This window comes from Actinoallomurus vinaceus, assembly GCF_039542055.1.
Lineage (GTDB): Bacteria > Actinomycetota > Actinomycetes > Streptosporangiales > Streptosporangiaceae > Actinoallomurus > Actinoallomurus vinaceus.
Genome location: NZ_BAABHK010000016.1, coordinates 1 through 21,311, shown reverse-complemented (window position 1 = coordinate 21,311; position 21,311 = coordinate 1). Strand labels below are relative to the sequence as shown.

26 protein-coding genes, 1 tRNA gene and 1 rRNA gene are annotated in these 21,311 nt (G+C 69.1%); 13 read left to right on the top strand and 15 right to left on the bottom strand.

The features are described from left to right. The first annotated feature begins 113 nt into the window (after positions 1 to 113). Positions 114 to 575 (top strand): hypothetical protein, encoded by a 462-nt coding sequence (locus tag ABEA24_RS40640; RefSeq protein ID WP_345438666.1) that lies wholly within the window; start codon positions 114 to 116, stop codon positions 573 to 575. A gap of 88 nt (positions 576 to 663) precedes the next feature. On the opposite strand, the gene ABEA24_RS40635 is transcribed toward ABEA24_RS40640, so the two are convergent. Further along, complete coding sequence (locus tag ABEA24_RS40635; RefSeq protein ID WP_486303933.1) at positions 664 to 1,539, bottom strand: helix-turn-helix domain-containing protein; 876 nt, start codon at positions 1,537 to 1,539, stop codon at positions 664 to 666. A gap of 195 nt (positions 1,540 to 1,734) precedes the next feature. Between ABEA24_RS40635 and ABEA24_RS40630 the strand changes: the two genes are divergently transcribed. The 3 genes from ABEA24_RS40630 to ABEA24_RS40620 all read left to right on the top strand — a co-directional run bounded on the left by ABEA24_RS40630 (position 1,735) and on the right by ABEA24_RS40620 (position 6,651). Then, positions 1,735 to 2,145 (top strand): hypothetical protein, encoded by a 411-nt coding sequence (locus tag ABEA24_RS40630; protein ID WP_345438661.1) that lies wholly within the window; start codon positions 1,735 to 1,737, stop codon positions 2,143 to 2,145. Further along, on the top strand, positions 2,142 to 5,012 hold the full coding sequence (locus ABEA24_RS40625) for a tetratricopeptide repeat protein (RefSeq protein ID WP_345438658.1): 2,871 nt from the start codon (positions 2,142 to 2,144) through the stop codon (positions 5,010 to 5,012). Before ABEA24_RS40630 ends, ABEA24_RS40625 begins: the two co-directional genes overlap by 4 nt. Positions 5,013 to 5,124: 112 nt before the next feature. Further along, positions 5,125 to 6,651 carry a serine/threonine-protein kinase gene (locus ABEA24_RS40620; protein ID WP_345438655.1) on the top strand — a complete coding sequence of 509 codons (1,527 nt, stop codon included), beginning with the start codon at positions 5,125 to 5,127 and terminating at the stop codon, positions 6,649 to 6,651. Between the two features lie 176 nt (positions 6,652 to 6,827). Here the strand turns inward: ABEA24_RS40620 and ABEA24_RS40615 are convergent, their stop codons facing one another. The 3 genes from ABEA24_RS40615 to ABEA24_RS40605 form a co-directional block, all read right to left on the bottom strand. Next, on the bottom strand, positions 6,828 to 7,064 hold the full coding sequence (locus tag ABEA24_RS40615) for a hypothetical protein (RefSeq protein WP_345438653.1): 237 nt from the start codon (positions 7,062 to 7,064) through the stop codon (positions 6,828 to 6,830). A 147-nt stretch (positions 7,065 to 7,211) separates the two neighbouring features. Continuing rightward, positions 7,212 to 7,649 carry an ATP-binding protein gene (locus tag ABEA24_RS40610; protein WP_345438651.1) on the bottom strand — a complete coding sequence of 146 codons (438 nt, stop codon included), beginning with the start codon at positions 7,647 to 7,649 and terminating at the stop codon, positions 7,212 to 7,214. Positions 7,650 to 7,712: 63 nt separating this feature from the next. After that, entirely contained in the window at positions 7,713 to 7,997 is a 285-nt protein-coding gene (locus ABEA24_RS40605; RefSeq protein WP_345438648.1) for a hypothetical protein, read from the bottom strand. Between the two features lie 91 nt (positions 7,998 to 8,088). Between ABEA24_RS40605 and ABEA24_RS40600 the strand changes: the two genes are divergently transcribed. Together ABEA24_RS40600 and ABEA24_RS53825 are read left to right on the top strand one after the other, a co-directional pair. Next, positions 8,089 to 8,937, top strand: coding sequence for a helix-turn-helix domain-containing protein (locus tag ABEA24_RS40600; protein WP_345438646.1), 849 nt, complete (start codon positions 8,089 to 8,091; stop codon positions 8,935 to 8,937). Continuing rightward, positions 8,937 to 9,056, top strand: a complete 120-nt coding sequence (locus ABEA24_RS53825; protein WP_425551297.1) for a DUF397 domain-containing protein — start codon at positions 8,937 to 8,939, stop codon at positions 9,054 to 9,056. Before ABEA24_RS40600 ends, ABEA24_RS53825 begins: the two co-directional genes overlap by 1 nt. Positions 9,057 to 9,146: 90 nt before the next feature. Here ABEA24_RS53825 and ABEA24_RS40595 read toward each other — a convergent pair whose 3' ends face one another. Both ABEA24_RS40595 and ABEA24_RS40590 read right to left on the bottom strand, forming a co-directional pair. Next, a complete protein-coding gene (locus ABEA24_RS40595; protein ID WP_345438644.1) occupies positions 9,147 to 9,650 on the bottom strand; it encodes a ricin-type beta-trefoil lectin domain protein in 504 nt (167 codons plus the stop codon). Between the two features lie 318 nt (positions 9,651 to 9,968). Then, positions 9,969 to 10,217: a hypothetical protein gene (locus ABEA24_RS40590; RefSeq protein ID WP_345438642.1), complete on the bottom strand. Its 249-nt coding sequence runs from the start codon at positions 10,215 to 10,217 to the stop codon at positions 9,969 to 9,971. Between ABEA24_RS40590 and ABEA24_RS40585 the strand changes: the two genes are divergently transcribed. Both ABEA24_RS40585 and ABEA24_RS40580 read left to right on the top strand, forming a co-directional pair. Then, positions 10,195 to 10,962: an alpha/beta hydrolase gene (locus tag ABEA24_RS40585; protein ID WP_345438639.1), complete on the top strand. Its 768-nt coding sequence runs from the start codon at positions 10,195 to 10,197 to the stop codon at positions 10,960 to 10,962. The genes ABEA24_RS40590 and ABEA24_RS40585 overlap by 23 nt on opposite strands. A gap of 124 nt (positions 10,963 to 11,086) precedes the next feature. Beyond that, on the top strand, positions 11,087 to 11,665 hold the full coding sequence (locus tag ABEA24_RS40580; RefSeq protein WP_345438637.1) for a snapalysin family zinc-dependent metalloprotease: 579 nt from the start codon (positions 11,087 to 11,089) through the stop codon (positions 11,663 to 11,665). A gap of 5 nt (positions 11,666 to 11,670) precedes the next feature. Here ABEA24_RS40580 and ABEA24_RS40575 read toward each other — a convergent pair whose 3' ends face one another. Further along, entirely contained in the window at positions 11,671 to 12,585 is a 915-nt protein-coding gene (locus tag ABEA24_RS40575) for an SDR family NAD(P)-dependent oxidoreductase (protein ID WP_345438635.1), read from the bottom strand. Positions 12,586 to 12,698: 113 nt separating this feature from the next. Here ABEA24_RS40575 and ABEA24_RS40570 point away from each other — a divergent pair, with 113 nt between their 5' ends. Beyond that, the gene (locus ABEA24_RS40570) at positions 12,699 to 13,370 is read left to right on the top strand and encodes a TetR/AcrR family transcriptional regulator (protein ID WP_345438632.1); all 672 of its coding nucleotides are present in this window, start codon (positions 12,699 to 12,701) and stop codon (positions 13,368 to 13,370) included. A 93-nt stretch (positions 13,371 to 13,463) separates the two neighbouring features. Further along, on the top strand, positions 13,464 to 15,296 hold the full coding sequence (locus tag ABEA24_RS40565) for a glycoside hydrolase family 15 protein (protein WP_345438629.1): 1,833 nt from the start codon (positions 13,464 to 13,466) through the stop codon (positions 15,294 to 15,296). Positions 15,297 to 15,369: 73 nt separating this feature from the next. Here the strand turns inward: ABEA24_RS40565 and ABEA24_RS40560 are convergent, their stop codons facing one another. The 3 genes from ABEA24_RS40560 to ABEA24_RS40550 form a co-directional block, all read right to left on the bottom strand. Continuing rightward, positions 15,370 to 15,942 (bottom strand): CHAP domain-containing protein, encoded by a 573-nt coding sequence (locus tag ABEA24_RS40560; protein ID WP_345438627.1) that lies wholly within the window; start codon positions 15,940 to 15,942, stop codon positions 15,370 to 15,372. A gap of 93 nt (positions 15,943 to 16,035) precedes the next feature. Continuing rightward, positions 16,036 to 17,085, bottom strand: coding sequence for an LLM class flavin-dependent oxidoreductase (locus tag ABEA24_RS40555; RefSeq protein WP_345438625.1), 1,050 nt, complete (start codon positions 17,083 to 17,085; stop codon positions 16,036 to 16,038). A gap of 195 nt (positions 17,086 to 17,280) precedes the next feature. Continuing rightward, on the bottom strand, positions 17,281 to 17,733 hold the full coding sequence (locus ABEA24_RS40550; protein WP_345438623.1) for a Fur family transcriptional regulator: 453 nt from the start codon (positions 17,731 to 17,733) through the stop codon (positions 17,281 to 17,283). 609 nt (positions 17,734 to 18,342) lie between these two features. Between ABEA24_RS40550 and ABEA24_RS40545 the strand changes: the two genes are divergently transcribed. Together ABEA24_RS40545 and ABEA24_RS40540 are read left to right on the top strand one after the other, a co-directional pair. Next, positions 18,343 to 18,570, top strand: coding sequence for a hypothetical protein (locus ABEA24_RS40545; RefSeq protein ID WP_345438621.1), 228 nt, complete (start codon positions 18,343 to 18,345; stop codon positions 18,568 to 18,570). Positions 18,571 to 18,622: 52 nt separating this feature from the next. Continuing rightward, positions 18,623 to 18,698: transfer RNA gene (locus ABEA24_RS40540), tRNA-Lys, on the top strand. 112 nt (positions 18,699 to 18,810) lie between these two features. On the opposite strand, the gene ABEA24_RS53820 is transcribed toward ABEA24_RS40540, so the two are convergent. After that, on the bottom strand, positions 18,811 to 19,077 hold the full coding sequence (locus ABEA24_RS53820; RefSeq protein WP_425551296.1) for a DUF6406 domain-containing protein: 267 nt from the start codon (positions 19,075 to 19,077) through the stop codon (positions 18,811 to 18,813). On the opposite strand from ABEA24_RS53820, the gene ABEA24_RS40535 reads away from it, so the two are divergent. Then, positions 18,995 to 19,537 carry a PDZ domain-containing protein gene (locus ABEA24_RS40535; protein WP_345438619.1) on the top strand — a complete coding sequence of 181 codons (543 nt, stop codon included), beginning with the start codon at positions 18,995 to 18,997 and terminating at the stop codon, positions 19,535 to 19,537. The two genes, ABEA24_RS53820 and ABEA24_RS40535, sit on opposite strands and share 83 nt — an antisense overlap. A gap of 119 nt (positions 19,538 to 19,656) precedes the next feature. On the opposite strand, the gene ABEA24_RS40530 is transcribed toward ABEA24_RS40535, so the two are convergent. The 4 genes from ABEA24_RS40530 to rrf form a co-directional block, all read right to left on the bottom strand. Next, entirely contained in the window at positions 19,657 to 19,917 is a 261-nt protein-coding gene (locus tag ABEA24_RS40530; RefSeq protein WP_345438616.1) for a hypothetical protein, read from the bottom strand. Continuing rightward, positions 19,914 to 20,333, bottom strand: a complete 420-nt coding sequence (locus ABEA24_RS40525; protein ID WP_345438613.1) for an integrase core domain-containing protein — start codon at positions 20,331 to 20,333, stop codon at positions 19,914 to 19,916. The genes ABEA24_RS40530 and ABEA24_RS40525 overlap by 4 nt, the downstream gene beginning before the upstream one ends. Positions 20,334 to 20,356: 23 nt before the next feature. Further along, positions 20,357 to 20,863: a hypothetical protein gene (locus ABEA24_RS40520; RefSeq protein WP_345438611.1), complete on the bottom strand. Its 507-nt coding sequence runs from the start codon at positions 20,861 to 20,863 to the stop codon at positions 20,357 to 20,359. Between the two features lie 323 nt (positions 20,864 to 21,186). After that, a 5S ribosomal RNA gene (rrf, locus tag ABEA24_RS40515) occupies positions 21,187 to 21,303 on the bottom strand. Between the last annotated feature and the right edge of the window lie 8 nt (positions 21,304 to 21,311).

Genomic DNA, 21,311 nt, shown 5'->3' with positions numbered 1-21,311 from the left:
CAACAGGGTGGTCGCTCGGCTTCCGGGACTGATCGCGACCGCCAGGGCGAGCGACTCGGATCCGGCCCGGATCTGGAGTTCCGCAAGTATGGAGTGGAAGGTGCGAGCGCGGCATGACAAAAGCGATCAAAGGCCGGCGCCTGGGAGCCATCCTCGGTGGCACGCTATTGCTGGGTCTCTCGTTCTTCTCACCCGGCTCTTCGGCCGCAGCCGCGACCGGCGGGTGTAACCCGCACATCAAGGTCAACGGATGGGACGTCGGCGTCTGCATCAGCGACCGCGGCACATCATCCCCGAGGCGGGTGTTTCCCGACGTCTACCTCAATCAAGTCGGCTCTGTGCCGAGCAACTGCACGATGTACATCGAGCTATGGAGTGACGACGGACTCGAGCTCGCGCGCGATGATGGTCACCCATGCGTCGCACGACAGGCGTCGTACCAATACACCAGCGGAGGCGGTCTCGTCAGCCTGAACATAGACCAGTGCTACCGAGGGCTGCACACTCACGCTTTCTACTACATCGGTTCAACGGTCCACATCGGCGACAGCCCGCACATCGACTATGGATGCTGATTCGCACGGCCCGATTGCCGACGGCTGTTCGGTGGTCGGCGGGGGCCGCTTGGTAGCCGGTGCCCGCCACGGCCTCGGCGGGGACCGGCTACCAGGCGACGTCGGCGACACCGACGAGCAGGGGTTGGTCGTTCTCCGCCCAGATCTGCATGCCGATCGTTGTCACGTGGTCCACGGCCGGTACCGTCCACACGACCGTCGACCAGCCGCCCTTATCGGGCAAGGGGGACTCGGTCTGCTGGGTACCGGCCCCTTGGTTCTCCACCGCCCAATGATTGGCTCCACGGGAGTCGTGGACCAGGAAGCTGACGCCGCCCTCTTGCGGGCCGGGCACCCACAGGTGGAGCGTCACTTTCATGCCGGCGCGCAAGGTTTCCAGGCCGTGCGAGATCCCCACGGCCGAATAGCCCTTCGACGCCGACGCACCCGTGACGGTGACCAATTCCGCGGGATGGTCGTGGTAGGTGATGCTCGTCGTCCTTTGGAGCCGGGCCACCTGCGGTCCGTAGAGCACCCACCACCGGTTGGCGCCGTTTGCGAAGTTCATCCGGAGTCGGGGTGCCGGGCCTGTGGTCTTACGTGCCAGAGCGAGTCCTCCTGCCGCCAGCAACAGCAGCACCACGATCAACACCAAGCGCCGTCGCCACCGCTTCGGCGTCGAAGGCCCGGCCGGCCGTACCGGCTCGACCTCGGCAGCGGACGGCGTGAGCTCGGACTCGGCGGTGGGCGCCGCCGAGTCCGGTGCGTGGACGAGCAGGTGCGCCGCTTCGGTCTCGGCGAGTTCGGCGAGCGCCTTCTTGCGAAGGTCGCGGAGTTGACCGCCGGCCACGTGCAATTCCCGCTCGTAGCCGATGACAATGTCCTCGGGCGGGATGCGCCGTCCGTATTCATAGTCGACCAGCGTTCCGTGACCGCTCAGACCTATCCGGCGCGCCAGCTCCCGCAGCGAGATGCCGCCGGCCACGCGGTGACCTCGTAACTCCGCGCCGAGCAGACGGGCGGACTCGTTGTCCTTCCGAGAACCCGCCACAGCAAGCCCCCCGAGGAGTCGTCGACCGGAACCACAACCAGAGTCACGCTAATTGATCACGATGGTAAAGACCAGATCCGCACAGTGGCGATGCGAGACACCGGCCTACGCCGGTGTGAGGAGGATTCGATGGATCCGGTGCTGAAGACAGCGGGCACGGCGATCGTCGGCGCGATGGCGACCGACATGTGGCAACAGGCGCGAACGTCCGTTGTGCGACTGTGGCGGCGGGCCGACTCGGCGCACGCCGACGCCGTGGCGAACGAACTCGAAGAGGTCCGCGCGCGCATGCTGGCCGCACGTTCGGACGGCGACGACGACACCGAGCAGGCCCTTGCCGGCCTGTGGCGGCTGCGCCTGCAGGACCTGGTCCGTCAGGATCCGTCGCTGGCGGACGAGTTGCGGCGGGTCGTCGATGAGGAGCTGCTGCCCACGCTTGGCCCGGCTGAACGGGCGCGCACCGTCCTGATGTACGGGACGGCCTCCGGCCACGGGCGCGTCTACCAGTCCGCCAGGGACCAGCACATCAACCAACGATGAGCAGGGACCGCTCCGAGAACGGCGGTGAGCCGCCGGTCATCCGCATGAACGCCGTGGCGACCGACCACGCCACCATCTACCAGGCCGCGGGCGACATCCGCATGGAACCGCCCGCGTACCGCCTGGAACCGCTCCGGACGGAACCGCACGCGCTCGGCCCGGACGAGGCGCGCCTCCGGCCGAGCGGACTCCTGGCCGCCCGCCGACGAGTGGTCGACTTCACGGGGCGCACCGCGCAGCTTCGCCGGCTGACCGGCTGGCGGGACGGTCCTGAGCGGGCCGCCGTACGCCTCGTCAGCGGCGCGGCCGGACAGGGAAAGACGCGGCTGGCGGACCGGTTCGCCCACGCGTCGGCCGAGGCGGGCTGGCAGGTGCGCGCCGCGCGTGGCGGCCGTGCGTCGTCCCGGCACCGCGAGCGCACGCCCGCAGCGGATGAGAGCGCGGACCGGCTTCTCGTTCTCGTCGACTACGCCGAACGCTGGATCCTCGACGACCTCATCGGCATGATCGATGACCTGGCCGGGCAGGAGTGGAGCCGCGTACGGGTCCTGATGCTGGCCCGGCCCGCCGGTCTGTGGTGGTCCGGCCTGTCGCATCGGCTGGAGAACGACCTCGACGTGTCGGCCGAGGTCATGCCGTTGCCCGTGCTCGCGGCGTCACCCGAGGAGCGCCTGGCCGCCTTCACCCGGGCGCGTGACCGCTTCGCCGAGGTGATGGGCGTTCCCGACGCGGATACGGTGCGTCCGCCGGACGGGGTGGCCGACGATGAGGCGTACGGCGTGGCGCTCACCGTCCACATGGCGGCGCTGGCCGCCGTCGACGCGCATGTGCACGCTGAGACCGCTCCGGACGATCCCTCCCGGCTCTCCGCGTACCTCCTCGACCGGGAATCCGACTACTGGCGCGAACTGCACGCCCACACCGATGGCCTGCCGACCGTCGACGTCCACACGATGGGCCGTACGGTCTTCAGCGCGTCGCTCACCGGCCCGCTCGGCCACGCCGAGGGTACGGCGGTCGTCGAACGGGCGGTCCTGGCCCGTGAGCCCGTGGCCGTACAGCGGATCCTGGACGCGCACGCGCACTGTTACCCGCCGCAGGATCAGGCCACCGTGCTGGAGCCGCTGTACCCCGACCGGATGGCCGAGGACTTCATCGCGCTGCGCATCCCCGGCCACGCGCTCGGGTTCGGGTCGGACGCCTGGACGACGACGGCGCTGCCCGCCTTGCTGGCGGCCGGGACGGACGACGACACGCCGCCGTACGCCCGGCAGGCGGTCACCGTCCTCATCGAGGCCGCCGCCCGGTGGGAGCACGTCGCCCGGACGCAGCTGTATCCGCTGTTGCGCGAGCGCCCCCGGCTGGCCTTGGCCGCCGGAGGCGCCGCCCTCGTCACCCTCGCCGGGCTGCCGCACCTGGACCTGGCCGTCCTCGAGGCGATCGAACCGCACCTGCCCGAACACCACGTGGATTTCGATCTCGCCGCCCTGGCCTGCGCCGAGCGCCTGACCGAACACCGCCTCGCCGTGACGAAGGACGTCGCCGAACGGGCGAAACTGCATCGGGACCTCGGTATCCGCGAGGGCGTCGCCGGCCTGCGCGACCGGGCTCTGACGAACTTCGAGCGGTCGGCGGAGCTGTTCCGCGAGCTCCCGGAGCCGCGGGCCGCCACGATGCGCGCCGACCACGCGTGGGCGCTGCTCAACCTGGGCATCGCGCTGACGCATGAGGGACGGCACGCGGACGCGTACACCTCGCTGCGGCAGGCGGTGAACCTGATGGCGGCGGCGACCGCTGATCCCGTCGCCGCCGGGGAAGGTCTGGCCACCAGCCTGGACACGCTCCAGGTCACCATGGCGCACATGGGGCGGCGCCGGGAGGCGCTGAAGTTGGCGTATCTGGTCGTGGAGGCCTGGGAGACGCTGCCGAAGAAGAGTGCGGAGTCGTACGCGCGACTCGGCCGGGCCTACCTGAACCTGGGAAACCGCCTGGCCGGCCAGGGTTCGCACTCGCAGGCGAAGGCCGCGACGAGGGACGGCCTGGAGATCTTCCGCCGCCTCGCCGCCGACGATCCGGACGCCTTCACGCCGGACCTGGCCCGTGCGCTCGTCAACTGGTCCGCGGACCTGATCCGTGCGAATGAGAGGACCAAGGCACTCGAAACGGCAGAGGAGGCCGTACGGCTGTACCGGGCGATGGCCGAGACGAACCTGCCCGCGTTCCAGGTCGACCTGGCGAAGTCTCTGGTCAATCTGGGGGCGATGCGCGGCCTCCTTCGGCTTTACCGGGCCGCACGTGACCGCACCGCCGAGGCCCTGTCCGTACTCGGGAAGCCGCCCGCGTCCGCGTCGGCCGCGTACCGCGCGGTGCGTGCCGTCGCCTTGGCCAAGCTCGCGTTCTGGCACGCTCATCTGGACAACGCCGAGGACGCCGCCGCGTACGTCCGCGAGGCGATCGACCTGAGCCGGACACTGAAGCGGACCGACTCCGTGGACGACCGCGACCACGTCGCCGGCGCGCTGATGCCGACCGGCTACATGCTCGCCGTTCTCGGGCGGCCGGACGAGGCGCTGCTCGCCATGGAGGCGAGCGCGGACATGTACCGCGAGCTCGCCACGGCGGACGAATCATTCAAGGCATGGGCGGTGAGGGCCGCAGACTCCCTCGCGACGGCCCGAAGGATGAGCCCGGCGGACTACGGCGCGATGATGGTCGGGCTGCGTCCCGAGTTGGAGGACGCGATCGGGCCGATCGGCGACCTGCCCGACGCGGCGCTGGCCCCGGACACGCCGCCTCTCTCCCCCGCGCCACCGATGAAGCGCGTCCAGCCCAGGAAGCAGTCCCGTCGATGGCGACGTAAGCCCTGAGACAGGGACCCGGGACCGGGCCAAAGGTGCCCGATGACTGGTGCTGTCAAGTTCGACTTCCGGATAGCCGCGATCACCGGTATGAAGGTAGCGGCGGGGAGGAGGTCGACCGGTGGGCCTGACGGCGCTGCAGACCGGGGATCCGTTACGGATCGGACGTTACCGGCTGGTTTGCCGACTCGGGTCGGGCGGGATGGGCACCGTCTACCTGGCTCGTGGGGCGCGCGGCACCGATGTGGCGGTCAAGGTGATGCGCGCCGAGGTGGTCGGCAATCCGACGATCCGCGCCCGGTTCGCCCGGGAGGTGCAGGCGCTGACTCGGATTCAGAGCCCGTGCATCGCCCGGGTCCTGGCGGCCGACCTGGCGGCGGACACCCCGTACCTCGTCACCGAGTACATCCCGGGGCCGACGCTCGCCGAGCACGTGGCCGCCGCCGGGCCGCTCCCGCCGCCGCTGCTGCGTACCCTCGCGATCGGGCTCGCAGCCGCACTGCCCGTGATTCACCGGGCCGGCGTGGTGCACCGCGACCTGAAGCCGTCGAACGTGATCCTGGCGGCCGACGGGCCGAAGGTCATCGACTTCGGCATCGCCGTGCCCGAAGGGGCGACGGCGCTGACCGAGAGCGGCGCGTTCATCGGCACGCCCGGTTTCATGGCGCCCGAGCAGGTGCGCGGCGCGGCGGGCGCGGCCGCCGACGTGTTCAACTGGGGGCTGACCGTGGCCTACGCGGCGACCGGCCGCCCACCGTTCGGCACCGGCAGCCTCGATGTGGTCTCCTACCGGATCCAGCACGACCAGGCCGACCTGTCCGGCGTACCGCCGGAGGTCGCCGGGTTGGTGGCGGCGGCGTTGGAGAAGGATCCGGCCGCCCGGCCCACCGCCGAGCGGCTCCTGAGGCTGCTGGTCGCGCCGGACGCCCGCGCCCCGCTGGACGCCGCCACCGCGCTGCTGTTGGGTACGTGGTCGTACCGCAGCCCGCTGCCACCGCCGAAGCGGCCCCGCCCGCCGCGCCGCCTCGGCCGCATGCTCGCGCCGGTGGGCGCCGCAGTGGTGGTGGCGGCGTTGGCCGCCATGCTCCTGTTGCTCCGCGATGGCAGGGGCGGCGGTCCGGCGCACGCGGGCGGCGCCACCCCGACGGCGTCCACCGCGGTGAAGGGCTACGCTCCTTGGTCCGGCGCTGACCTGGCCACCGGCGAGACCGCCGAGAAGATTACCTCCGGCTCGTGCTTCGTCCAGTCGGTGGCCGTCCAACGGGCAGACGCCTTCCGCTGCCTGGACGGCAACGACATCCACGACCCGTGCTTCGCCACCGATGCCCTCGACAAGGTCGCCTGCCCGGTGTCGGAGAACCCGTATCGCGTCATCGTCCTCACCCTGGCGCGGCCTCCGACGCGGCCGATCATCACGACGCCGGCAGAGCCCGATCCGTGGCTGCTGGTCCTGCGGGACGGCGCGCGCTGCGTCCCCAACACCGGGCAGGCGCCGTGGGTCGGCAACGATCGCGCCAACTACTACTGCAACACGGGCGGAACGGTCTATGGCTTCCTCGACCGCACCCGCCAGCCGTGGCAGATCCGCTACCTGCCGAAGGGTTCCAACGCCATCACCACAGTGCCCGTGCTCACCGCGTGGACCTGAGGGGTATCGCACCCAGGGTGCGCCGGAAGCGTAGACGAGGTACACGGCTCGGTTGGCCTGATCGACGCGATAGCGTACGCGGCCGCCGGCGGACCGAAGAACACGAACTCGGCGCCTACGGTCTGCCGGTCGAGGCGAGGTGACCGTGGGATCTCACGGCTGACCGGTGGTGGCCCTCAGCCGGAGTTAGCGATGAGCAATCCAAGGGCCGCCGCGGCCAGGATCGCGACGAAGATGACGACGGCGCGTACATCGCCTCGCCTTCCGCCGCCCGCACTGACGATGGGAAAGCCTGGACCGCCGTTGCCGTCGGCGCCGTGATGGTGATGGTGATGGCCGCCGAACCCGCCATGGTGGTGACCACCGAACCCGCCGTGGTGACCTCCGCTGTACCCGCCGCCGTCGTGTGACATCGCGTGGCTCCTTCCCGTTTCGGATTGGACGCCGCGACGATCGGCAGAGTTCCCCGTCCACATTCGATGAATCGCCCCACCGCGGACCGCTCGCACACAAAGCGGCTTCGTGATCTCCGCTCACCTGCGGGAATGCCCCCTGGAGGCTCACTTTGTGTGCGTACGGGTTCGACTGTGATCCGCGCTCGGGCGGCGTTCGAAGGTAGCGCGGACGGTCTTGCCGGTCGGGGTGGGGTGGATGGTGACGCGGGCGAGTTCTTCGGCGATCCACAGGCCGAAGTGGCCGACCTCGCCGGGAAGGTCCTGGATGGGCAGGTCGGGTGAGGTGTCGGTGACGTCGAGGATGACGGTCGGCTCGGGCTCGGTCCGTACGGTGACGGTGAGGGTGACCGGGGGTGCGCCGTGGGCGATGGCGTTGGTGACCAGTTCGCTGGTGACCAGGACGGCGTCATCGACCAGGTCGGTGTGCCGGCCGGTCAGTACGGTGCCGACCAGGGCGCGGGCGGTGATGACGGCCGCAGGGTCCTCGTCCAGGCGGCAGGACCACTGCCGCTGCGGGGCCCGGGTGTCGTTCTCGGCGAACATGGCGTACCTCCGTGGGGGCGAAGGCCGTGACGACCGGGTGCGCGGCCGTCGCGGCAGGGTTTGTCAGCGACCGGGGCAGCCGAGAACCCGGATGATGCGGGCGGTGGCGATGTCGAGGTTGTCGACATGGGCGATCCGGACCCCGAACGACCAGCGGAACCACCACAGCCCCGCCCGATCGGGCCCCACGGTGATGTCGTCGTTCAGCGGCGGAGCGGACGGGTTCACCACCCGCACTAATCCAGCCTCACCCGCCGAGGGGATAACCCGCGCATGCCACCCTTCGCTCCGCAGCCGCTCCGCGAGCGCTTCGAGGTAGGCGTCCCCGCCCGGAACCCGGTTATCCACATTTGCCCCCGCTCCGTAGTTGAGTCGTGACACTATGTGTTCGATCGCACGCTAGACCAAGAACCGTGATCTCACAAGTGAAGGGGCCACAATGAGTGCGTCACTCGTACTGCGACGTCGACTCGCTGGAGAGCTGCGAAGCTTGCGCCTGCAAGCCGGCCTCTCGCAAGAGGAGGTCGCGACGTACCTGGACGCCTCCGCCTACAAGATCGTCCGGATCGAGAATGCGCAGAGTTCGATCGGCATCAGCGACCTACGCCAGTTGCTGACCCTCTACAAGGTCGACGCGGAGACCCGCGAGCGCCTTATCGACCTCGGACGCAACGCGCGAAAGCGCGGCGGATGGTGGTCCTCCTACCGCGACGTCCTCCCCGGCCCATACGTCCAACTCGAAGCCGAAGCATCGCTGATCAGCAACTACCAGCCGAGCATCATGCCCGGCCTCCTCCAGACCGAGCAGTACGCACGCGCCGTCATCCGCGCGTCCAGCCGGACGATCACGCCCGAGGAGGTCGACAGACGAGTCGCGGTGCGATTGAAACGGCAAGAGCGCCTTAGGGATCCCGAACACCCGCTGGAGCTCAACGCGCTCATCGACGAGGCGACGCTGCGCCGGCAGGCCGGAAGCGCCGAGGTAATGGTCACGCAGCTCGAGGCCCTGATGGAGGCGACCGCACTACCGAGCGTCAGCCTGCGCGTTCTTCCGTACGGTGCAGGGATCTACCCAGGGATCGGCTACCCGTTCGTCATCCTGTCGTTCCCTGAGCCCGTCGACCCGGACGTCGTCTTCTGCGAGGGTCATGCGGGCGAGCGGTACTTCCACGATGCTCAGGAGGTGACCGGCTTCCGCGCGGACTTCCTGAACATGACTAAGACCTCCCTGGACCAGCAAGCCTCGCTTACTCTGATCAAAAGGACGATCAGGGAGATACGAACATAATGGCTGGCGTCTCTTGCTTCACCTGGAGAAAAAGCAGTAAGTCAGACACCAAGGGTGATCAGTGTGTCGAGGTCGCCATGGTGATACCTCGGGACCTCACCGAGCGCCCGCGAGGGTAGGGAGCCGCCGGTTCTGAGCGACCGAGAGCCCCTCTCCTCCTGGCACGTGTCCGTACCGCCGGAAGCGAGGGGCTCGGGCTGATCAACCGCTCAGGAGGAGGACCGGGTCCAGAGGTCGCCCTTGGCTTTCGGGTTGCACTTGACTACGAGCAGGTAGTCATCGTGGTTGAGGGCGAGGCACTTGTTCGTCGCCAGGCTGACCAGCGACATTTTGTGAGTAGCGATCTTGGCCCACTTCCACCGCTGCGTCTTGTCCTTGTAGCTGCACTTCTTGGAGATGGCGAACTGGCTGTTCCTGAGGGCCAGGCAGTTGCCGGGGCTGATCAGGCTGTGGAGCGACTTGTCGTTGTCGAGGATCCACAGCTGGTGCTTGATGTCCTTGGTGTTGCCTTTGTGGCACGTGATCCGGCGGATGGCCTGGTTGCCCGCCTTCGTCTTCGTGTCCAGGCACTTGCCCGACGCCACGTTCCTGTACTGATAAGAGGGTATCTGCACGTGGACGTCGGAGGCGGGAGCGGCCGATGCGGCGGAGGCCGCTCCGACGAGCATCGTCCCGGCGGCGGCCACGGCGAAGGTCACCCGTTTGAAGTTCACTGGATTTCCCTTCGGAACCTCCGGAGGCGCACGACCACCCGGAGCTTGATCATTTTCGGGGGATCGTAGCCGGGGCATCCACGTAAGTAACGGCCTTACCTGGGAAATGGGACTACAGGCCTATGCAGGGATGATGCGCTACAGTCCCCCGCACTAATTCCGCACGAGCCGTCCGCCCCACGAACCACGGCCCTTCCGCCGCGTCAGGGGCCCTCGCCCGGCAGGGGCCGATCTTCAATCGGCGGAGATCGGCCAGTACGGTGGAGGCGGTTTTCCTTCGTGGGCCGACGCGGCCCGGCTCGGGAGTGATCGGGTGGCTTACCGGTGCGGGGCACCGCAGGTGGTGTCGGTCGTCGGGGCGTTGTTGCTCGTCGGAGTGCTGAGCGGTTGCGGGTCCGGTTCGTCGTCGAAGAGCGCGGAGCCGCCCAGGGCCGCCAAGGCGGCGAGGACGGCCCCGGCGTCGCGTGCTCCGGCGGTCGCGATGCCGACGGGTCCCGCGGCGCACTTCACCGTTGCCCGCCGTACGTCGGCCGGGCCGGTGCTGATGACGCGGCTGAAAGGGCTCAAGTCCGGATGGACCGGGAAGGTCTGGGTCTGGCTGCCGCCGCAGTACAACGATCCGCAGTACGCCAGGACCGGCTTTCCGGTGGTCATCCTCCATACGGGCGGCAACGGCTCCGGCTACAACTACTGGTCCAATCCGAAGGTGCTGCCGGCCCAGGAGGACGACGTGAGGTTGGCCGGTGCGGGCAAGGCCCATCCGTTCATCATGGTGATGCCCGCCCTGCAGCCGTCGTCGCACCAGGACACCGAGTGCAGTGACATCCCAGGCCACCCGAAGATGGGCACCTGGATGGGCGAGGATGTTCCAGCGTTCATCCGCGCGAACTTCCGTACGCTGAAGAGCCGCGACGGCTGGGGAACGGCCGGGGCGTCGTCCGGGGCCTTCTGCGCCGTGAAGCTGGCCGCCGAGCACCCCGGCGATTTCAAGGCCGTCGTCTCGTGGGGCGGCTATTTCCAGCCCGACACCGATCTGCACTGGTCGGCGAAAGGGCGCCGGGCCAACAGCCCGGACCTGATGCTCGAGAGGACCCGGCCCGACCTCCGGTTGCTGCTCATCGCCGGCGGTTCTCCACAGTCCCGCGATGAGGTGCACCGGATGAACGCGCTGGTGAAGCTGCTCCAGCCGCCCACCGTCGCCACCACCTACATCCAGCCGAACGGCGAGCACTTCACCAAGGACCTGAAGAAGCTGGTCCCGATGATCCTGGAGTTCCTGTCCGCGAATATGCGGGGACCGACGAACGGCTAGGGGTAACTGGCCGGTTTTCGCCATATGACCACTCTTGTTGAAAAGCCCGTACGCACATAAGCTCGGGCCGACCTTGATCCGGGACACGCGACGACGCGTGGCCCGCTAGAGGAAGGCCCCCGCCATGTCGTACCGCACCGCCGCCTCCGTCCTGATCGGCACCGGCACGCTCGCCCTCTCGGTCACCCTGATCCCCGCCGCGAGCGCCTCGGCGCCGGCCCCTCACCAGCGGGCCGCACTCGCCACGACCACCCTCTACTACGACGACAGCCAGGCCGCGGAGTTCAAGAGCGCCGTGGTCGCCGGCGCCAACTCCTGGAACGCGAACGTGACGAACGTCCGCCTGGTCGAGGCCACCGCCGGCCAGCGGGCCAACATCAAGATCATCGCCTTCGATGGCTGGCCCCAGTCGACGCTCGGGCCGGTCCGCCCGGGCGGGAGCGCCGGGACGGTGTGGTTCGGCCGGGAGGCGGTGGACGAGGGGTACAACACGATCCGCATCGCGGCGCACGAGCTCGGGCACAGCCTCGGCCTGCCGGACAACAAGCCCGGCCCCTGCTCGTCGCTGATGTCCGGCTCGACCGGCGGCGTCTCGTGCACGAACGCCACCCCCAACGCCTCCGAGCGTGCCGCCGTGGAGCGCAACTACGCGAGCTCGGCGGCGGAGCGCCTCGCCAGTGGCCTTGTAGTCGACGCTCCGTAGCCTGGTCACACCGGGAACGTCACTCCGGTGAGTTCTTCGGAGACGGTCCACAGGCGGCGCTGGACGGCCGTGTCGTGGGACCGCCCGCTGGACTTGACCAGCGTCGGGTTGCCCTTGACCTGGCCGAATCCGTCCGGTCCGTAGTACTGACCGCCCTGCGCCTTCGGGTCCGTCGCGGCCCGGAGGGTGGGCAGTGCGCCCATCGCCGCGCTCTGGGCGAGCAGTGGGCCGAGCGCCGTCGCGAGGGCGCGGACGATCGCCGGTGCGTTGCGCCCCAGGTCGGTGTTGGCGCCGCCCGGGTGGGCGGCCAGCGCGATCGTCTCGCCCGTGCCGGACAACCGGCGTTGCAGTTCGTACGTGAACAGCAGGTTCGCCAGCTTGGACCGGCCGTACGCCGCGACCCGGCTGTAGGACCGCTCCGACTGCAGGTCGTCGAAGTCGATTTCAGACCGGATCCGATGGCCGACGCTGCTGACCGTCACGACGCGGGAGCCGCGCACCGGCAGCATCGCCTCGAGCAGGAGGCCGGTGAGCGCGAAGTGCCCCAGGTGGTTGGTGCCGAACTGCAGCTCGAACCCGTCGCTGGTGGTCCGCTTCGGGGTGTACATCACCCCGGCGTTGTTGATCAGTAGGTCGATCGTCGGGTGGCCGGCGCGCAGCTCGTCCGCCGCGGCGCGGACGGAGTCCAGCGAGGAGAGGTCGAGGCGCCGGACCGTGACGTCCGCGCCGGGAGCGGCGTCGGCGATCCGGGCGGCGGCCTGCTTGCCCTTGTCCACGTCCCGTACCGCCAGAACCACCGACGCCCCCCGTACGGCGAGGGCCTTGGCGGTCTCGAAGCCGAGGCCGGTGTTGGCGCCGGTGATCACCGCGACGCGGCCGTGCTGGTCGGGCACGTCCTCGGCGGTCCACTTGTCTTTCATGATCCCTCCAAGATGGGATGCGACGATCAAGAGACCATCGGTCTGTTATCTCCCGCCAACGTAAGAGACCGGCGGTCTGCTGTCAAGAGACCGGCGGTCCGTAGGATTGGGCCATGACGTTCCAGCGGGCGCGCAGTGAGGAGCAGCGGGAGATCCGGCGGCGGGCGATCCTCGACACCACCGCCGCGATGCTCGACCAGATGACCGTGAACGAGGTCACTCTCAACGAGCTCAGCCGCCGCGTCGGCCTGGCCAAGTCCAACGTGCTGCGCTACTTCGAGTCCCGCGAGGCGATCCTCCTGGAACTCCTGGACCGGGCGTGGAAACAGTGGATCGACCGGCTGGCCGAGCGGCTCACCACCGACGTCGACCCGCAGGGCACGCCCCGCCGGCGCGGCGACCAGCTCGCCGCCGCGCTCACCCGCTCCCTCGCACCCGAACGGGTGCTCTGTGACCTGCTCAGCTCCCAGTCCGGCGTCCTGGAGCACAACGTCTCGGTCGAGGTCGCCGCGCGCTACAAGCGGGCGACCCTGGACAACGTCACCGCCATGGCCGAGCTCGTCCGCCGCCACCTGCCCGAGCTCGGCGACCAGGCGTTCATGGTCTGCGGCGCCACGTTCGTGCTGGTCGGCGCGCTGTGGGTGCACACCCGTCCCTCGGCCAGCGCTCTGGCCGCCTACGAGGCCGACCCCTCCCTGGCAGCGCTGCGCCTGGACTTCGCCACGGCCCTCGAGGAACTGCTGGCCACCCAGATCACCGGAGCCCTCACCCGTACGGCGTCCTGAGCCGCGCCGCAGCACGCGGGGCGGTCTAGTCTGGAAATCGGCAGGTCAGCGACCTGGACCACGGCGTGGTCCTCGGGGGAAAGGGCTGCTGCGATGGCCGAACCGACGATGTACCACGGCCCCGGCGGGCCCTCTCGCTACGCGCCGATCGCCGAGCACGGGCTGATCGGTGACCTCCGTACGGTGGCTCTGATCGACACCCACGGCACCGTCGACTGGTACTGCTGCCCGTCGTTCGACGCGCCCAGCGTCTTCGCCGCGATCCTCGACGCCGACCGGGGCGGATGCTTCGAGCTCACCTCCATCGCGCCGGCCAGGACCAAGCAGTTCTACTTCCCCGATACCAACGTGCTGATCACCCGGTTCTTCACCGAGGACGGGGTGGGCGAGATCCAGGACTTCATGCCCGTGTGCGATGTCAACGAAGTGGAGCGGCACCGGCTGATCCGGCGGGTGATATGCGTGCGCGGGACCATCCCGTTCCGGGCCCGGGTGGCCCCTCGCTTCGACTACGCCACCCGGCCGCACACCGTACGGATGCTCGACGGCACGACGCTGTTCGAATCCGACACGCTGTCGCTCGCGCTGACCTCCACGGTGCCGCTGGAATGCGATGGCATGGACGTGCGGGCGGATTTCAAGCTGTCCGAGGGCGAGTCGGCGGTGTTCGCCCTCGACCGGGTCGGCGACACGATCGCGCCGCGCTGCTGCCCGCACGCCGAGGCCGAGCGGGAGTTCACCGACACGGTGGCGTACTGGCGGCGCTGGCTGTCGGCGTCCCTCTACCGCGGCCGGTGGCGGGAGATGGTGCACCGCTCCGCGCTGACTCTGAAACTGCTCACGTACGCCCCCACCGGCGCGATCGTCGCCGCGCCGACCACGAGCCTGCCCGAGCGCATGGGCGGCACCCGCAACTGGGACTACCGGTACCTCTGGGTCCGCGACGCAGCGTTCGCCGTCTACGCGCTGCTGCGGCTCGGCTTCACCGAGGAGGCCGCGGCGTTCATGACCTTCCTGTCCCAGCGGGTCGACCTGCGCGATGAGGGGCCGTCGGGACCGCTGCAGATCATGTACGGCATCGACGGGCGCACCGACCTGCCCGAACGCGAGCTGCCCCATCTGGAGGGCCACCAGGGCTCGGCGCCCGTACGCGTCGGCAACGCCGCCGCCACCCAGCTCCAGCTCGACATCTACGGCGCCCTGATCGACTCCATGTACCTCTACGACAAGTGGGGGAAGCCCCTCTCCAGCTGTGCCTGGGACGCGGTGTCCTCCCTCGTCGAATGGGTCTGCTGCAACTGGGACCAGCCCGACGAAGGCGTGTGGGAGACCCGCGGCGGGCGCAAGAACTTCCTGTACTCCCGGCTGATGTGCTGGGTGGCGATCGAACGGGCCATCCGCATCGCCACCCACCGCGGCCTGCCCGCCGACCTGGTGCGTTGGCGGGAGTGCCGCGACGCGATCTACCGGCAGATCATGCGGCGCGGCTGGTGCGAACGGCGGCAGGCGTTCGTCCAGCACGAGGACGGCGACGTCCTCGACGCCGCCGTCCTGATGATGCCGCTGACCAAGTTCGTCGCCCCAACCGATCCCAAGTGGCTGTCGACCCTCGACGCGCTCACCCAGGAGCTGGTGTCCGACTCGCTGGTCTACCGCTACAACCCGGAGGCCAGCCCCGACGGCCTGACCGGTGAGGAGGGCACCTTCTCCATCTGCTCCTTCTGGTACGTCGAGGCGCTCACCCGCGCCGGACGCCTCGACGAGGCCCGGCTGGCCTTCGAGAAGATGCTCACCTACGCCAACCACCTCGGCCTGTACGCCGAGGAGATCAGCCACACCGGTGAGCAGCAGGGCAACTTCCCGCAGGCGTTCACCCACCTGGCCCTGATCAGCGCCGCGTTCAACCTCGACCGCGCGCTCGGCTGACCGCCCCATGGCGCCCCGGATGGGGCGCTTGGGCGTGCCCTGCCGCGCGGAGATGTCGGCGCCGCGCAGAATGTCAGCCCCTCCAGCAGGAGTCGCCGCCCGCCACGAGCGGCACGCGGGTGTCCGGCCAGGCCGGATCGGCGAAGCCGAGAACGTCGGACGTCCGGCGCCCCCGAACGGCGCACCAGCCGTTCAAGGTGTTGAATTCGATCGAGACGATCGAGCCGTTTCCATTGTCCTGCAGCACCGCACCGACATGCTCGGGATATCCGGTTGAATTGAAATCGAAAAAGGCGATCCGGCCACGGGCCGGCTTTTTCGTCGACCGGCCGATCTCCCGCCAGTGCCCCCACCACGACGGCACCCGCGCCCACCGCGGGTCCACGCCGCCGAGGACGAGGACCTGGTTCGTCCTCCAGGCGCACCACAACAGGCCCATGGCGCAGAAGTCACCGGTACGGTGGCCGCGGTCCCCGACGAGCTCGGCGAACCAGTCGCCGTATTCCGTACTGCCGTCCGCCCGCAGCCGCGGACCGACCTGGCTCTTTGCCATTGCCAGAAAGGCTTCGCTACCAGCCATCTTCCCCCTCCCCGTGCGTGAATAATGACAGGGAGCAACAAATACGGTCAGTATCGTGACGGACACTGTGCGCTCGATCGGCGGGTAAGACGCTGATGACGCCAGCGAGAGCGAATCATCACCGGCCCCCGTACGGCCGGGCTCGACGCAGGCGGGCGCTCATCGGTCTCGGAACCGGGTGCGCAGGCGGGGCAGGACCTCGGCACCGAGCCGGGCGATGTTCTCCCGGGTCCGCTCCGGGGCGCCGGCGCCTTCGACCATGAGGATCAGGTGGCGGATACCGGTGCGTTCGACCGTCGCCGCCATGGTCTCCACGCAGTCCTCGGGAGTACCGACGGGGTGGATGCGGCACAACAGCTCCGCGTACTCGTCCGGGTCGCGGGGCCGGTACGGCCGGTCGTCGACGGGAACGTAGCCGGCCAGGCCGGGGCGCAGCCAGCGGGGCAGTTCGGCGCGCAGCGTCCGCCGGGCCTCCGCCCGGGTGTCGGCGACGTACGCCACGGCGGCGGCCACGTGGTCCACCGGCGCGCCCTCGGATCCGGCGGCGGCAACGTCATCCGCCCGTGCGCCCTCGGATCGGGCGGCGTACTCAGCGACCATCGCGCGCCTGCCGTCATCGCCGATGTGCAGTCCGAGCAGCATGGGCAGGCGGCGTTCGGCGGCGAGCGCGACCGTGGCGGCCGAGGTGCAGGCGACGACGACCGGCGGAGACGGGCGCGTCCCGGGGCGCGGCACCATCGGCACCTCGCGGAAGGCGAACGTCGGCCCCGCGGCCGACAGCCGGGGACGGGTCAGCCCGGCCAGCAGCAGATCGAGGCTCTCGGCGAATCCGGACTCGTACCGCGCGAGCCCGGTGCCGAACACCTCCAGATCCACCCACGGGCCGCCCCGCCCGACGCCGAGCCGGAAGCGGCCCCCGGACACCTGGTCCAGCAGGACGGTCTGCTCGGCCAGCGCGACCGGGTGCGCGGTGGACAGCACGCTCACCGCCGTCCCCACCGCGATCCGTTCCGTACGGCCCAGGACGTACGCCGCGAGGGAGATCGCGGAGGGGCAGATCCCGTACGACATGAAATGGTGCTCGGCGAACCAGACGTCGTCGAAGCCGGCCCGCTCGGCGGCGATGGCCGCCTCGACCGTGGCGGACAGCACCGCGCCGTCGCTCTGCCCGGGGAACCGCGCCGCCAGCAAGAACACTCCGAACCGCACTTCCCTCACTCTGGCAGGAATCGCGGGGCGGCGGGGCATGCGTTCGGTGTTCGTCCGTGGCCCTCGTGCACGGCGTGCCGACCGCCGTCGCGGCCGGAGTCGCCGTGATCGCCGTACGGTCGCCGTGATCCGTACGGTCGCCGTGATCTCGTGCGGTCGACGTGATCGCCGTCCCGCACGCTCACGTCGGCCGGATCAGGCGCGCTCGGAGGTGCAGTCGGGGCACAGCCCGAAGATCTCCACGGTGTGGTCGACGTCCGTGAAGCCCGCCTCGGCGGCGACGCGCTCCGCCCAGCGCTCGATCTCGCGCCCTTCCACCTCGACGCTGCGCCCGCACGACCTGCAGGTCACGTGATGATGGTGAGCGCTGCTCTCACACCGGCGGTAGAGCGTCTCACCGGTCTCGTCGCGGAGGGTGTCGACGCCGCCGCCCTCGCTGAGCACCTGAAGATGCCGGTAGACCGTGGTCAGCCCGACGCGCTCGCCGCGGCGGCGCAGCTCGGCGTGGATGTCCTGGGCGCTACGGAACTCCGGCAGGTCGGCCAGAACCTGGCCCAGCGCCTCGGCCTGCCGGGTGCCCCGCACGCGTGTCCCCCGCCCGACGGCCGAGGCCTGTCGCGGAGGGCGGGCGGTCGAATGCGAGGTCATGGGCAGCGCTCCGGCCGGTCGGTCTGCTCGTCGATCGTTCCTCGCACCGTACCAACCTTCCGGCCGACCGCCGCCGTCGACGGCACGCCAGGTCGACGCCGCAGGGTCATCCCTGGTTGTACCTGAACTGTCATCGGCAGTGAGTGGAATACAGCGGGCGGTGTACGTAACCTCGTACGAAGAACACGGACCACCACAACGGCCTGAACGTCGCGGTTGAATTGGGGGATTCATCGGGGGACGCGACGCGAAAGGCGAGCATCCTGAATGCTTGCCGGGCCAACTGAAAGTGAACGTCCGCGGGTAGACCTCTTGGGGGAGGGGTCGGCCCGCGGACGTTCGCATCTCGAGACCCCCGCGACCACCAACCCGCTCCGACCAGCGGATTCAGGTGAGGCCGACAGCGGCGGAGGCGTGGTCGCCGCGGACCCGGCGCGACGCGGTCCGGCGGCGCGGGCCCGGACGAGCCGCACACCAATATCTTCGCGGCAGAATACGGCAGCGAAAAGCCGTACATTCCCCATAGCGCAGGAACCTTCTTGACGGTGACGAGTTCATAATCGATGACGCGCCGATTCCGGTGTTACCGAAAACGATGTCCGGCCGAGCGTGCGGCTCCGCGATTATCGGGCTCATCGAGAGCGAGAATCCGCGGAGGACGCCTGCGCCACGGCGAAGCCGACCGGCACTCATCCGGCCACTCCGCGCCCCGGCCGTCCGCAGCCGTCGCGGAACCGCATCGTCGTACGGCTCGACGAGGTGATCGATGCCGCCCCGCCCGGTGTCCTCACCCTGGGCGCGCCGGCCTCGCTCGGCGGCATCGGGCACCTCCCGTAGCCGGTATTCCTCGCGCGCGGTGTACGGTACCTCCGGTACGCTCGTGGGTAGCGGGGCGTTAGCTCAATTGGCAGAGCTGTGGACTTTTAATCCATAGGTTCTGGGTTCGAGTCCCAGGCGCCCTACCACTCAAATGGCCTTTGACCTGTGGTTTCTTGCCGCTAGCGGATCTTGTGGTGATCATTTAGGGGGCGTGGGTGCTCCCTGGATGCTCTTTGGTCGTGATCTTGTCGGATGCGGTCACCATCGCGGGTTGCGTCGGCAGTATCGGACGTGGCGCAGGCCGAGTGGGCCCTGACCGATACGTTCGCAGCTGAGGGCATGCTCCTCACGTCGGCCCACCGGCGACAGGACGACGACCCAGTCCTTTCTCCCGGCGTTCTCCACGGTCGCGAGCTTCCAGGTTTGATCCCGGGCTGGGAAGATGTCACCGACGGACAGCGTGTATCGATATTCCTCATCGGCGCTGCCGGGCGGTACCGCGACATACGAGCACCCGCGGAGCACCCAAACCTGCCGTTTGGGTTCGAATAACTATGCATCGCACCTACTCCTAACCACGTCACCCGGTGCGGAACTCAACCGTCCCGAGATCCTGAGGGACCGCCGATGTCGACGCGCCGCTGGCGGGAGGTCAGTTCAGCGGCGGCTTCACCTTCGAAGGGTTGACCCTGCCACTCAAGGTGAACATCACCCCCGGGGGCCCCAGGTTCGTTCCACGGCTACGTCGTCAACGCTCCCGGTGGTGCCGGGGTCCTCGTCCGGTACGGTCGATCCCGGGAGCAAGGCAGAAGCCTCGGGGGTCGTGCCGAACGACATCATCACGTCCGTGAACGGGCAGCCGACGCCGACGGTGCCTGTCTTCCGTCAGGTTCTGGCGGGCATGCGCGCCGGTCGCACGGTGCCCGTGGTCATCAACCGCGGCGGAAGCACCACGACCCGCCAGCTCATCTTGGGCAGGGACTGACCAGATGGCCGGTGGGCGGCTGCCCACCGGCCATCCCAACCGGCCGGAGTCGGCAAGGCGGCGTCCGCCCGTGGCGGGCTCATCGAGGGCCTGGCGGCCTCGCCGTGCGAGTTCAGAGATCAGTGTTTTCGGGTGAGTTGGGACAGCCGCGCGGTGCTGTCGCCGCCTGCGGGGGTGCTGGCGCCGACGGGGGTGATGGCTGTGGGTCGGTCGGATTGGCAGCGTTGTTTTTCAGCGACGGTTAGCGGGCCGGTGCGTTGGTAGACGCGGTCGGTAAGGTCGGGGGCGGGGTAGTCCAGGACGGTGTACAGGCGCCACTGGGTGTGCGGGTCGTCGGGGCTCGGCGCGGTGGTGAACCATGCGCTTGCCGAAAATCTCATCCACACAGGTCAAGCGGCATGTTCGTACGCGTTGAGGCTTCCGCCCAGCCGTTCACACCGCCGGGGACGTTCAGGCGGGCGATCTGGTCTGGATCGGTGATCGGCGGTGGTAGCGGACGCAGCGGCCGGGCGTTCGCGATGCCTTGGTGCGGGCGATGGGTGTTGTAGAAGGCCTCGAATTCACCCAGGGCGCGCCGGAGATGGTGCTGGTTCCAGATCAAGGTGCGGTCGAGAAGCTCGCGCCGGCAGGTCTGCACCCACCGCTCCATGAGCGCGTTCATCCTCGGCATCCGCACGCCGGTGAGCACCACCGTGATCCCGGCATCGGCCAGGACAGCGTTGAACAGGTCGGGGAACTTTCCGTCTCGGTCCCGGATCAGATATCGCGCTCGGCACTGGGCATCCTGCAGGTCCATGATCAGGTTCCTGGCGGCTTGGGTCACCCACAAGGCGGTGGGTGCGCGGTGGCGCCCAGAACGCGGATCCGCCGCGTACGGTGCTCGATCACCGCCAGCACGTAGATGCGCGTTCCGCGCAGCGTGACCGTTTTGAAGAAGTCGCATGCCAGCGGGGCGTCAACTTGGGAGCGCAGGAAGGCGGCCCACGTGCTGGAGGTGCGTTCGGGTGCGGGGTCGATGCCAGCGTCCTTGAGTATCTCCCATACGGTCGAGGCGGCGACCTTCTGACGGTGCCACCGCAAGATCGCGGCAGGGGCGACCGGGAAGATCTCAGCCCAGCGGCGGCGGTTCACCAGCCGTGACAGCGCCGTGAGCCAGAGCCGGTCGGTATGACCCCACCGCGGCCGGCCTCCGGCCTGACGGCGCAGTACCTGGTTCTCGTGGCGCAGCACGAGCAACTCGACGTCCTTGGACAGATCCGACCGGACCAGCACCGCCAGCAGCCCGAACAGACACCGCACCAGCCGGTACAGCAACGACAACAGCACCTCGAGATGGTCCCAGCCTCGGCGATGACCCCGCAGCGAAACCCCAGGTCACCGCACGGAACCGAGTTTTCGAGCGAGACAGGCCTGCGCCCGCTGCCCTGACCTCTTCAGAGCCTCCACCAATCCCGGGCCGGATCCCGGAACCTGTGGGCCTACCCTTCCCCACCCGGCTGTTCCCTGGCTACGGGAGCGGGTGAGGCCGGTTGATGGCCGTAGACCATCCCGTGGATGCGAGCGAAGCGAGGCAGCCGGCGTCACCGACCCAACAACGCAGGAAAGCCCGCCGGCGTGTAGCCTGGCGGGCTTTCCTGATATATGTGAATGTCCGGCGGTGTCCTACTCTCCCACACCGTCTCCAGTGCAGTACCATCGGCGCTGAAGGGCTTAACTTCCGGGTTCGGAATGGGACCGGGTGTTTCCCCTTCGCCATAACCACCGAAACGCCTAA